Raw genomic sequence first — 12,054 nt, 5'->3', positions numbered from 1 at the left:
GGCATTGATTTGAAGATTGGGAGATACGTATTCGCGACTCACGCCGCTCCTACGGCGACATCAAGACTTTCCAGCGCTTGCGCAACTCATCCAGGCGCAGGTCGGCCGCAGCTCCCGGGGACACGCGCGCGGCCAGGCTGGATTCGGGCGTACGTCCTTCAGCGGCCTCGTTCGCCGAAGCCGCCGCTGCGCGATAGGCATCGCGGAACGGCACGCCCGCGACGGCCTGCTCGACCGCTGCATCGGTGGCGTACATGCCCGAATCAATCGCCGCACGCATCCGCTCTTCGCGCCATTCCAGGTTGGCCAGCAGGTCCGGCAGCAGCTCCAGCGCCGGCAAACCACGGCCGAAGCCATGGAAGATCGCGCCCTTGCTGGCCTGCAGGTCGCGGTGGTAACCGGAAGGCAGCGACAGCAACTGCTCGATCTCGGTGCGCGCCGCGGCGACACTGGCATGGGTGGCGCGCATCAGTTCGATCACGTCCGGGTTGCGCTTGTTCGGCATGATCGAACTGCCGGTGGTGTACTGCGCCGGCAGTGCGACGAAACCGAATTCGGCGCTGGTGAACAACGACAGGTCCCAGGCCAGCCGGCGCAGGTCGAGTGTCGCGCTTCCCAGGGCTTCCAGTGCCGCCATTTCGAACTTCCCGCGCGAGAGCTGGGCATAGACCGGGCTGACCTGCAGGCGCGAGAATTCCAATGCCCGCGTGGTGTGGTCGCGATCCAGCGGCAGATTGACCCCATAGCCGGCGGCCGTCCCCAACGGATTGGCATCGATCAAACGATGGGTATCGTCGGCACGGACCGCGTTGTCGATGAAGGCCTCGGCCCAACCCGCCCACCACATGCCGGTGGAGGAGACCACGGCACGCTGGATATGCGTGTAGCCGGGAAGCGGCAAGTCCTTTTCGGCTTCCGCGCGATCCAGTGCGATCCTGGCGATGTGGCGGCTGAGCTCCGAAACGCGCGCCAGCTTTTCCTTCAACCACAGCCGCGTGGCCACCAGGATCTGGTCGTTGCGGCTGCGCCCGGTGTGGATCTTGCGACCCGCATCGCCCAGGCGCTCGGTCAGGCGCGATTCGATGGCCGAATGGCAGTCCTCGAAGCGTTCGTCCAGCACGAACTCGCCACTGCGGAAGTCCGCCGCCAGCAGGTCGAGCTCGCGCAACAATCCAGCCAGCTCTTCGCTGGAAAGGATGCCGATGCGCTGCAGGCCTTCAGCATGCGCCTTGCTGGCGGCGATGTCGTGCAGGAAGAACTCGCGATCCAGGATGACGTCGTCGCCGGCGAGGAATTTCTGGATCCGCGCATCGACGGTGACGCCGGGTTTATGCCATAACAGGTCGCTCATGCGCCCTCCTCCATCGGAATGCTGGTGAATTCGTCGAAGCCGAAAGCAAGATTGAGGTTCTGCATGGCCTGCGTCGCCGCGCCCTTGAGCAGGTTGTCCAGCGTCGCCACCACGACCACCCGCTTGCCGCCGGGCGCCACGGTGAAGCCACCGAGCTCCGCGCCGTGCTTGCCGGCGATATTGCTGACCCAGGGCGCCTCGTCGAGAACCCGGATCAATGGCTCGCCGGCGTAACGCTCCCGGTACAGCTCACGGATCGCATCGGCCTTCACTGCCTGGTCCAGCCACAGGTTGACGGTCATGGTGATGCCGCGGAAGTGCGGAGCCACGTGCGGCATGAATTCCACCGGTACGCCCAGGTGCCGCGAGACCTCTCGCTCGTGCATGTGGTCGGCCAATGCGTAAGGCATCAGGTTGTCGCGCAGCTTGTCCACATCGTTCTTGTCCGAAGGCGTACTGCCGGCGCCGGAGTAGCCGGAAACGCCGAAGCATTGCGGAGGCCCCGCCAAGCGGTCGAGCAAGGGCGAGATCGCAAGCTGCATGGCGGTGGCATAGCAGCCGGGATTGCTGATCCGCTTCTGCCCGGCATAGCGCGTGCGGGTCAATTCGGGCAGGCCGTAATACCAGCTTTCATCGAAGCGATAGTCCGCGGACAGGTCCACCAGCACCGTATCCGGCGTCCTGGCGTCGATGGCCGCCACGATCTCTCCCGATTTGCCGTTGGGCAATGCCAGGATCACTGCATCGGCGCCCTTGGCCGCGACTTCGCCATGGGTGAGGTTCTCGTAACGGAGCGAGCCGCTGAAACTCTCGATATGCTCGCCCACCAACTGTCCGGCCAGCTCGCGCGACGACACGAACGCCAGCTCCAGCGAAGGATGCCGGGCGATCAGGCGGATGAGTTCGGCGCCGGTATGGCCGCGCGCGCCGACGATGCCGACCGAATGACTAGCCATCGCTGCGGCCTCCGCGTTCCAGCCTGTATTGCAGGTTGCTTTTCACACCGATCCATTCGCTGTCGAGGATGGAGAACACCACCGTGTCGCGCAGGCTGCCGTCGGCATGGCGGCGATGGTTGCGCAGCACGCCGTCCTGCTTCGCGCCCAAGCGCGCAATGGCCGCGCGCGAGGTGTGATTGAACCAGCTCGTCTCCAGGTAGACCGACGCGCAGCCCAGGGTTTCGAAGGCATGGGTGAGCAGCAGAAGCTTGACCTCGGTGTTGAGCCCGGTGCGCTGCACGCGCGGCGCATACCAGGTGTAGCCGATGCTGAGCCGGGGAATGGAAGGATCGAGGTCGTAGAAGCGTGTGCTGCCCGCGACCACGCCGTCGGCATCGCGCACCACGAAAGGCACTTCGACGCCTTGTGCCTGCTTGTCCAGCGCGCCGCGCAACCAGGCGCCCGCGTCGACCGCCTTCGGCACGTTGGTGTACCAGAGCCTGGCCAGCGCATCGCCGTCCAGCGCCTGGTCGATTCCATCCAGATGTTCGATGGCCAGCGGCTCGAGCGACGCATGCGCGCCGGACAACCGGGGCGCGTGCCAATTCGCGGGGAGGTTCGATAAGCTCATCTCAGTCCACCAACGTGGGCGTGCGGGTCTTGCAATGGGCGACGCAGCGCTCGATGTCGGCGAATGCATCGATGCCGTACCAGAACACTTTCCACTTCTCCTGCTTGTAGCAGCCATCGGATTCGGCGTAATAGAAGATATTGACCTGGTTGTTGTGGCGCGAGCGCCAGAACAACTGCGGATTCTCCTCGCGCATCACATGCCAGACCGCGCGGCCCAGGCCCTCGCCTTGCGCATCGTCCAGCACGGCGAACTTGTCCAGGTAGGCGAAGCCCTCCTCCTGGGTCAGGATGAGAGCGGTGCGGTAGTTTTCGCTGATGTAGATGCGATAGGGCTTCGTGTTCTCGAAGTAGTCGGCGACCAGCGTGCGTCCGAAGCTCGATTCGATCAGTTCGCGCATCCGTGCCAGGTCCACGCCCTCCCAGGAATCGAAGCGCAGCACGCGTTCGCCACGGCGCACCAATGTTCCGGACCCCTTGTGGGTGAACAGTTCCTTGGCCAGTTCGGCGGGCCGGGTGATCGACACCGAGGAAGTCAGCGGCAGTTTTTCCAGCAGATCCTTGATCTGCTCGATCTTCACCCGCATGCCGCCGTTGATCCACGGCTGCGCCATCAGTTCGTCGTATTCGGTGGACAGGTTGATCGAATCGATCACATTGCCCTGCGGATCCAGCAGGCCGCCAGTGCCGGTCAGGAAGATGATCTTGTACGGCTGCAGCACCTGCACCAGCTCGTTGGCGGCGAAGTCGGCGTTGATGTTGAGGATCTGGCCACCGTGGGTCTCGCCCAGGCTGGCGATAACTGGGATCGACCCGGCTTTCAGGCTCGCCTCGATCGGCGACTGGTTGATCCGTTTCACTTCGCCGACCAGGCCGTAGGTTGCCTGGTCCAGGTACTCGGCTTCGAACACGCCGGACACGATCGAGGTCGCCCGCGCACCCGATTGCTGCAGCGCCTCGACCAGGGCCAGGTTCTGCTGCAGGAACACCTTGCGCACGATCGCCAGCACGTCCGGGGTGGTCACGCGCAAGCCGTCGACGGTCTGCTTGGCGATGCCGGCGGCGGCCATTTCCTCGTCCAGTTGCGGGCCGGCGCCATGCACCACGATGGGAGTCAGGCCGACTTCCTGCAGGAAAGTCAGCGACGAGGTCAGCGCCTCGAGGTCGTCGCGCAGCACCGCGCCGCCGACCTTGACCACGGCGAAGCGCTTGGCGTCGAGCTGCGAGAAGCGCTTGACGTACTGCGAGATCTCCTTGGCGCTGGCCATGCTGGAGAGCAGGCGGATGATGGTCTGACGGGTCTGCTTGTGCGATTCCATGTCGTTCTTTCTATGTTCTTGTTGGCTTTTGTGGGAGGTGCTTCAGCCCCGATGCGATGATCGCAAGGCAGTCGGGGCTGAAGCCCCTCCCACAGTCAATTCGTTTTTCCGAGCACCCGCATGATCGATTCGGCATAAGCGTAGAGTTGTTGCAGGGAAACCCATTCGTCGGCGGTATGCGCCTGGGCGATGTCGCCGGGGCCATAGACCAGCGCAGTCAGGCCGGCACCGGAGAACAGCGAGGCCTCGGTCCAGAAATCGACCGCATTGCCAACCGGCAGGTTGAGTTCGTCGGCAAGGTCGCGTGCCGCCAACCTGCGTTCCTCGGCGCGGGCCACATCGCCGGAAGGCAGCGAAGGACCGCGGAAGGTTTCCTCGTATTCCGCCAACGCATCGTCATTGGCGAAGTTGCGGAACTGCGCGTGCAGCGCCTGCATGTCCTGCGACGGTAGCGGTCGGAACCCGAAACGGATTTCCGCGCTCGGCGCGATCATGTTGGCCTTGATCCCGCCTTCCACACGACCGATGTTGAAGCGCAGGCCGGTCAAGCCGCCGAAGCGGAGGTGGTTCTGCGACTTGACGAAATCCAGCGCATCGACGCCCCAGCGCATGGCGTTGTGCACCGCGCTCAGCGACAGCGCATTTTCCGCGGAAGCGTGACCCGCCTGGCCCTTGAACGCCATGCGCACCGCGCTGATCCCGCGATGCGCCAGCACGGCCTGGCCTTGGGTGGGTTCGGCGATGATCGCCTCGCTGAAACCATGGTCGCGGGCAAGGAAGGCGGCGATGCAGCGCGGATCGTTGGCTTCCTCATCACTGCTGAACAGGAATGCGGCGTCGCCCTGGGTGACCTGCGCTGCGGCGATCAAGGCTGCGGCAGCGCCCTTGATGTCGCAGGCACCCAGGCCGATGGCGCGGTCGCCGGTCACGCGCAGCTTCAAGGGATCGGCCGTCCACGCTGGCGACGAAGGCACGGTGTCCAGGTGCACGTTGAAGACGCGCTTCGGATTGCCTCGCACGGCGAACAGCGACACCGCGCCGGCACCATGATCGACCACCTCGACCTTGAAGTCGGACAGCTGCGCACGGATGTAGTCGAAGATGCCACCCGTGTTGATCGCACGCGGCGGATTGCGGGTGTCGAAGGACACCAGCACTTCAAGATGTTTGAGGACCGACTCCAGCATTTCGTTTCCAATGTCGTCGTAGGAGCGGCCCTTGGCCGCGATGCTTTCACTGATTTTCCGGTGCAGAGCATCGCGGCCAAGGGCCGCTCCTACAGGGTTTCAGCGATTGATTTCGGCCCAAAGGGTGCTGCTCATCCCGAACAGCTTGATGAAGCCCTCGGCCTCCTCCACGCCCCAGTCCGCCGACTGCGCGTAGGTCGCGTCCTTGGCGTTGAGGATATGCGGCGATTCGATGGCCACGGCATCCACACGGCCGCCGCGCGTTTCCAGCGCGACGGTGCCGTTGACGGTGGATTGCGAGGACGCCAGGAAGGCTTCGAGATCGGTCTTCAACGGGTCGTGGTAGAAACCCTCGTAGACCAGTTCCACCCATTTGCGCGCGACCTCGGGCTTGAAGCGGTTCTGCTGCTTGGTCAGCACCGCCTCTTCCAGCGCGCGGTGCGCGGTGAGCAGCGCGATCAGGCCGGGCGCTTCATAGACGATGCGGCCCTTCAGGCCGATGGTGGTGTCGCCGGTGTACATGCCGCGCCCCACGCCGTACTGCGCGAACAAGGTATTGAGCTTGGCCAGCAGCTTGGCGCCCTCGGTAGGTTTCCCGTCGAGTTCCACGGCCACGCCGTTCTCGAACTTCAAAGTGACGTTCAAGGGTTCCACCGGCCATGCATTGCGCGGCGCGCACCAGCCGCGCGCGCCTTCGCCCGGCGCTTCCCAGCGATCGATCTCGCCACCGGACATGGTCAGGCCCAGCAGGTTCTCATTGATGGTGTAGGCCTTCTGCTTGGCACGCACACCGAAACCGCGGTCCTCGAGGTATTTCTGCTCGTAGGCGCGGGTCTGGGTGTGTTCCTTCTGGATTTCCCGGATCGGCGCGACTATTTCGTAGTCGCCGGAAGCCTTCACCGCCAGGTCGAAGCGCACCTGGTCGTTGCCCATGCCGGTGCAGCCGTGGGCGATGACCCTGGTGCCGAGCTCTCTGGCGCGCGCCAGCGCGGCATCGACGATCAGGTAACGATCCGAAACCAGCAACGGATACTGGCCCTGGTAGCCCTCCCCTGCCCACACGAACGGTTTGACGAAGCCGTCCCAGATGGCGGGACCGCCATCGACGGTGACATGGCTGGCGACCCCGAGTTCGGCCGCACGTTTCTCGATGAAGTCGCGTTCCTCCGCATCCACGCCGCCGGTATCGGCGAACACGGTGTGCACGGCGTAGCCCCGCTCCTGCAGGTAGGGAATGCAGAAACTGGTGTCGAGGCCGCCGGAGAAGGCGAGGACGATGTCTTTGGTCTGGGTCATGGGGTCTTGAGAGGAGTGAGTGGAGAGGAGTGAGGAGTGAGGAGTGAGTAGAAGCGGAGGTGCGGGAGAAGTAGGGGGCAAGCGCTTTCGCTCGCTCCTCACTCCTCTCCACTCACTTCTGCGCTAAAGCCGCCATCACCGCCTTCTGCACGTGCAGGCGGTTCTCGGCTTCATTGATAGCGATGCATTGCGGCGAATCCATGACCGCGTCGGTGGCCTTGATGTTCCGGCGCAGCGGCAGGCAGTGGCTGAACACGCCGTTGTTGGTCAGGGCCATCTTGCGTTCGTCGACGATGAAGTGCTTGTACCGGTCGCGGATGGGCTTTTCCGGTTCCCAGTTGCCGAAGTACGGCAACGCGCCCCAGCTCTTGGCGTAGACGATGTCGGCGCCGGCGTAGGCGCTGTCGGTGTCGTGGCTGATGCGTAGCGAGCCGCCGCTCTCGGCCACGTTCTGCTCGGCCCAGCCCATGTAGCGTTCGTCGAGGATGTACTCGGGCGTCGGGCACAGCAGGGTCACGTCCATGCCCATGCGCGTGGCGATGGTCAGCGCGGAGTTGGCGACCGCGGTGTTCAGCGCCTTGGGGTGGTAGGTCCAGGTCAACACGTATTTCTTGCCGCGCAGGTCCGGTGTGCCGAAGTGTTCCTGCAAGGCCAGTATGTGGGCCAGTTCCTGGCAAGGATGGGTGATGGTCTCCAGGTTGATCACCGGCACGGTCGCGTGCTGGGCGAAACCGCGCAGGACGTGGTCCTGCCGGTCCTGCGACCAGTCGATGAACTTCGGGAAGGCGCGCACCGCAATGAGATCGACATAGCGCGACAGGACCTTGGCCACTTCGGCGATGTGCTCTTCGGTATCGCCGTCCATCACCGTGCCGACGCCGAATTCGATCGGCCACGCGTCCTTGCCCGGCTGCAGGACCACCGCATGGCCGCCCAGCTGGAAGGCGCCGAGCTCGAAGCTGGTGCGCGTGCGCAGCGATGGATTGAAGAACACCAGGGCGATGGACTTGCCCTTCAGTTCATCGCCCAGCTTGTGCTTCTTGTACAGCGCCGCCTGGGTCAGCAAGGCGTCCAGTTCGTTGCGCGACCAGTCCTGCGTATTCAAGAAATGTTTCATTTGTGACTTCCAAAGGATCAGAAACGAGAAAACCCAGCGCCAGGCTGGGTTCCGGTTGAACAAGCACACACGTCCGGCGACCCAGCTAGATAAGCGGTTCCGGTCGGCGCGCACGCGAAGTCATGCCGGAGGCCATCCGGGCAGAGCTGGCGTACGAGTGCAGGTTGATCTTCATTGCCCGCATCGTCGCATGCGGGAAGCCGTTGGCGCAAGGCTCAGGGGCTGGCAATGTCCTGGCCGGGCACATAGGGCATCACCGAAACCCGGATCCGCAGGCGGTTGCCGGGGTCTTCGGCCAGGCGCGAACGGTACTTGAAGCCCTTGTAGACGTAATCGACGTCGTAGGCGATGGGGCGGCGGAACTCACGGTCCACGGGCACCATGCGACAACTTGATTTTGCCGGCTCCGCCCTGGGTTCGGGTTCGGGGTCGCTGGTGAATACCCCCTTGACCGAATCGACGAGCCTGGACCAACGCCCTTCCTCGGCGGGTCGCGCAGGCCTGGGCGCGGGGATTTCCTCGCAACGCATCTCGGTCCGCGAAGCACGCAAGGTCTGGTACACCGGCTCCACCGCGAGCACCTGGGCATAGTCCAGGCGGACGTTCTCCACTGGCACGACCGTGGTTTGCGGTTGATCCTGCGCGGCCACCGGCATGCTGGCGAAAGCCGACAGGCACAGGCAGAGCACTGGATAACAGATCAGACGCATTGGGCCGCTTGGTTGGAATCCCGGACCACAGTGTAGGCAGCGCGGATGGAGAGGGGCTGAATCGATGCTGTCGGAGCCCTGTACCGGCCGGTAGAATCGTCCTGCTACCTCCACTGCACCCACAGCCGATGACCCTGCGACTGCACAACAACCTGACGCGACAGGTGGAAACCTTCGTGCCCCTGGATCCCGCCTGCCCCACGATGTACCTGTGCGGACCGACGGTCTACAACTACGTGCACATCGGCAACGCCCGCGGCCCGGTGGTGTTCGGGGTGCTGGCCGCATTGCTGCGCCGCCGCTTCGGCGGGCTGCGCTACGCGCGCAACATCACCGACATCGACGACAAGATCAACGCCGCCGCGAAGGAACTCGGCGTACCGATCTCCACGATCACCGACAAATACGCCGCCGCCTATCGCGAGGACATGGCCGGCCTGGGCGTGGTCCCGCAGGACCTGCAGCCGGAAGCGACCGCCCACGTTCCGCACATCATCGCCATGATCGAGCGCCTGATCGAAAGCGGGCACGCCTATGCCGCGGAGGGCCACGCGCTGTTCGCGGTAGCCACGTTCAAGGAGTACGGCAAACTGTCGCGCCGGGATCCGGAGGAAATGCTGGCCGGCGCGCGCGTGGAAGTGGCGCCATACAAGCGCGACCCGGGCGATTTCGTCCTCTGGAAGCCTTCTACCGATGATCTCCCCGGCTGGGAATCGCCCTGGGGCCGCGGCCGTCCGGGCTGGCACATCGAATGCTCGGCGATGATCGAGGCGATCTTCGGCGAGACCATCGACATCCACGCCGGTGGCGTGGATCTGCAGTTTCCGCACCACGAGAACGAAATCGCGCAGAGCGAATGCGCCCACGGCGGCAAGGTCTTCGCCCGTTTCTGGCTGCATAACGGCATGCTGAATTTCGGCGGCGCCAAGATGTCGAAGTCGGTCGGCAACGTGGAGCGCGTGCATGAGCTCCTCAAGCGGCATCCGCCCGAGGCGCTGCGCTACGCACTGCTGTCCGCGCACTACCGGCAGCCGCTGGAATGGTCGGATGCGCTGATCGAGCAGTCGGTGCGGACGCTGGATCGCCTTTACGGAACCCTGCGCGATCTCTCCACTGTCGAGGCGGAGCCGAAGATTCCGGGTGCGGTCGAGGATGCGCTCGACGACGACCTGAATACGCCGCAAGCGCTGGCCGAGCTGGCGCGCATCGCAGGCGAGGCCCGCAAAGCGGTTACGGCCGAGGACAAGATCCGGCTGAAATCGGAACTGCTGGGCGCCGGCCTGGTTCTGGGCCTGTTGCAGCAGGAAGCGGCGGACTGGTTCGGGCGCGGCGCCTCCGACGACGACGACGCCCGCATCCAGACGTTGATCGACGAGCGCAACAACGCCAAGAAGAACCGCGATTTCGCGCGCTCCGACGCCATCCGCGACCTGCTGGCCGCCGAAGGCGTTTTGCTGGAAGACACGGCGCAGGGCGTACGCTGGAAGCGTGCCTGACAATAAGCATCCAATGCTGATCGTCGTGACCAGCCATTCGACTGTTGGAAGCCCCGCGAAGGCGGAAGCGCTTCTCAACGGCAAAGCCGGTCAACCCAGCGACTTCGCTTTTGCCCTTGCGCGATGAGAGCGAAAGTCACTGGGTCCCCGCCTTCGCGGGGACGACGAAATCCGAATAGACGAAAAACATTGAGCAGTCGACCGGCCCTGAGTACAAATATTCCCGTGGACACCAGCACTTTCCCCCTCGAAGCCACCCCCACCGGCGCGCAACTGGCGATCAAGGACGAGTTCGGCTTCTTCAGCGACTGGTCCGAGCGCTACCAGTACCTGATCGACCTGGGCCGCAAGCTGCCGCCTTTCCCGGAAGAGTGGAAAACCGAGGAAAACCGGCTACTCGGTTGCCAATCGCTGGTCTGGATCGTGCCGCAGGGCGATGCGGACCGGCTCGACTTCAGCGCGATCAGCGATTCGGCGATCGTTTCCGGGCTGATCTACCTGGCGCTACGCGTCTATTCGGGCCGCAGCGCGCAGGAAATCCTCGCCACCACGCCGGACTACATCGCCGACATCGGCCTGGCCAAGCACCTGTCGCCGACCCGCAGCAACGGGCTGGCCTCGCTGCTGGCCTTCATCCGCGACACGGCGCAACGCGCCACCGCATGAGCGAAGCTCCAGCGTCACCGCTGCACAGCGTTGGCTTCCGCTGGCTGATGCTGTATCGCATCTGCACCCTGTTTTCGTACCAGATCGTGGCAGTGACGGTGGGTTGGCACGTGTACGGGATCACCGGCGATCCGTGGTCGCTGGGCCTGGTCGGCCTGGCCGAGGTGATTCCGTTCTTCTGCGTCGCTCCATTCTCCGGCTACCTGGTCGATCACCTGCCACGACGCAAGCTGGGCGCGGCGGCCTGTCTTGGCCTGGCTGCGAATGCCATCGCCTTGACCCTGATTGCCATGGACGTGCTGCCGTTGCACGGCCTGTGGCCGATCTACCTGGCCATCGCAGTCGGCGGCGTCGGCCGCTCGTTCCTGGGGCCGGTCTACAACGCGTTGTTCGCGCGCGCGCTCAAGCGCGAGCAGTTCGCGCGCGGTGCCGGCCTGGGCAGCGTGGTGTTCCAGGGCGGACTGGTGCTGGGCCCGGCGCTGGGCGGCCTGCTGATCGGCAGCCTCGGCACGCCTTTCGCCTATGGATTGGCTGCCTGCTTCGCCATCGCCGCCGGCGGCGCGCTGCTGCTGATGCCGGTAACCGAGCCTGCCCAGCAACAGCAGCGTGGCCCGGTGTTCGCCAGCATCGCCGAGGGCGCGCGCTTCGTCGCCTCCAACCAGATCATGCTGGGCGCGATGGCGCTGGACATGTTTTCGGTGCTGCTGGGCGGCGCGCTATCGATGCTGCCGGCCTTCATCAAGGACATCCTGCACCATGGCCCGGAGGCGCTGGGCATGCTGCGCGCAGCGCCTGCCGTGGGTTCGATCGTGGTGGCGTTGTGGCTGACCCGCCATCCGTTGCAACGCCACGCCGGCCGCGTGCTGCTGCTGGCGGTGGCCAGCTTCGGCTTGTGCACCATCGCCTTCGCCCTGTCGCGGCAGTTCTGGCTGTCGGCGGCGCTGCTGGTCGCCTACGGCATGTGCGACGGCGTGTCGGTGGTGCTGCGTTCGACCATCATGCAACTGGTGACTCCGGACCACATGCGCGGCCGGGTGTCCTCCATCAACAGCATCTTCATCAGCTCGTCCAATGAACTTGGCGCTTTCTACGACGGCGTGATGGCGCGCCTGCTGGGCCTGGTACCGGCGGTGTTGATGGGCGGCTTCGTCACCCTCGGCGTGGTCGGCATCACCGCATGGAAGGCGCCGAAGCTGCGGCGGCTGAACCTGCAGGATCTGCAGTAAGCGGATATCCCGCACAATCATCGCGCGGCGGTTGATTTATGGGGGGCTTCGGCCCGGACGGACGCAGCGGGAAAAAAGCGTCGGGGCTGAAGTTCCTCCCATAGGCAATGATCTTGGC

The 12,054-nt window shown here is 64.6% G+C and carries 11 protein-coding genes; 3 read left to right on the top strand and 8 right to left on the bottom strand.

All coding sequences use genetic code 11. The features are described from left to right. Positions 1–49: 49 nt before the first annotated feature. From argH to CSC74_RS01365, 8 genes are all read right to left on the bottom strand, one after another. Positions 50–1,351 (bottom strand): argininosuccinate lyase, encoded by a 1,302-nt coding sequence (argH, locus tag CSC74_RS01400; RefSeq protein ID WP_162312635.1) that lies wholly within the window; start codon positions 1,349–1,351, stop codon positions 50–52. Continuing rightward, positions 1,348–2,307, bottom strand: a complete 960-nt coding sequence (gene argC / locus CSC74_RS01395) for an N-acetyl-gamma-glutamyl-phosphate reductase (protein WP_162312634.1) — start codon at positions 2,305–2,307, stop codon at positions 1,348–1,350. The genes argH and argC overlap by 4 nt, the downstream gene beginning before the upstream one ends. After that, positions 2,300–2,920 carry a GNAT family N-acetyltransferase gene (locus CSC74_RS01390; protein ID WP_162312633.1) on the bottom strand — a complete coding sequence of 207 codons (621 nt, stop codon included), beginning with the start codon at positions 2,918–2,920 and terminating at the stop codon, positions 2,300–2,302. The genes argC and CSC74_RS01390 overlap by 8 nt, the downstream gene beginning before the upstream one ends. Position 2,921: 1 nt before the next feature. Next, entirely contained in the window at positions 2,922–4,238 is a 1,317-nt protein-coding gene (locus CSC74_RS01385; RefSeq protein WP_162312632.1) for an acetylglutamate kinase, read from the bottom strand. A gap of 95 nt (positions 4,239–4,333) precedes the next feature. Next, positions 4,334–5,425: an acetylornithine deacetylase gene (locus CSC74_RS01380; protein WP_162312631.1), complete on the bottom strand. Its 1,092-nt coding sequence runs from the start codon at positions 5,423–5,425 to the stop codon at positions 4,334–4,336. Positions 5,426–5,524: 99 nt separating this feature from the next. After that, positions 5,525–6,721: an argininosuccinate synthase gene (locus CSC74_RS01375; protein WP_162312630.1), complete on the bottom strand. Its 1,197-nt coding sequence runs from the start codon at positions 6,719–6,721 to the stop codon at positions 5,525–5,527. 112 nt (positions 6,722–6,833) lie between these two features. Continuing rightward, on the bottom strand, positions 6,834–7,838 hold the full coding sequence (locus CSC74_RS01370) for an N-acetylornithine carbamoyltransferase (protein ID WP_162312629.1): 1,005 nt from the start codon (positions 7,836–7,838) through the stop codon (positions 6,834–6,836). Between the two features lie 215 nt (positions 7,839–8,053). Beyond that, positions 8,054–8,548, bottom strand: a complete 495-nt coding sequence (locus CSC74_RS01365) for a ribonuclease E domain-containing protein (RefSeq protein WP_211369532.1) — start codon at positions 8,546–8,548, stop codon at positions 8,054–8,056. 128 nt (positions 8,549–8,676) lie between these two features. Between CSC74_RS01365 and cysS the strand changes: the two genes are divergently transcribed. The 3 genes from cysS to CSC74_RS01350 all read left to right on the top strand — a co-directional run bounded on the left by cysS (position 8,677) and on the right by CSC74_RS01350 (position 11,936). After that, positions 8,677–10,044 (top strand): cysteine--tRNA ligase, encoded by a 1,368-nt coding sequence (gene cysS / locus CSC74_RS01360; RefSeq protein WP_162312628.1) that lies wholly within the window; start codon positions 8,677–8,679, stop codon positions 10,042–10,044. A gap of 225 nt (positions 10,045–10,269) precedes the next feature. Then, positions 10,270–10,710, top strand: coding sequence for a SufE family protein (locus CSC74_RS01355; RefSeq protein WP_162312627.1), 441 nt, complete (start codon positions 10,270–10,272; stop codon positions 10,708–10,710). Further along, on the top strand, positions 10,707–11,936 hold the full coding sequence (locus CSC74_RS01350; protein WP_162312626.1) for an MFS transporter: 1,230 nt from the start codon (positions 10,707–10,709) through the stop codon (positions 11,934–11,936). The genes CSC74_RS01355 and CSC74_RS01350 overlap by 4 nt, the downstream gene beginning before the upstream one ends. Positions 11,937–12,054: the final 118 nt, after the last annotated feature.

The sequence above is a fragment of the Pseudoxanthomonas yeongjuensis genome, assembly GCF_010093345.1.
Lineage (GTDB): Bacteria > Pseudomonadota > Gammaproteobacteria > Xanthomonadales > Xanthomonadaceae > Pseudoxanthomonas_A > Pseudoxanthomonas_A yeongjuensis.
This window is presented reverse-complemented; position numbering and strand designations above follow the sequence as displayed.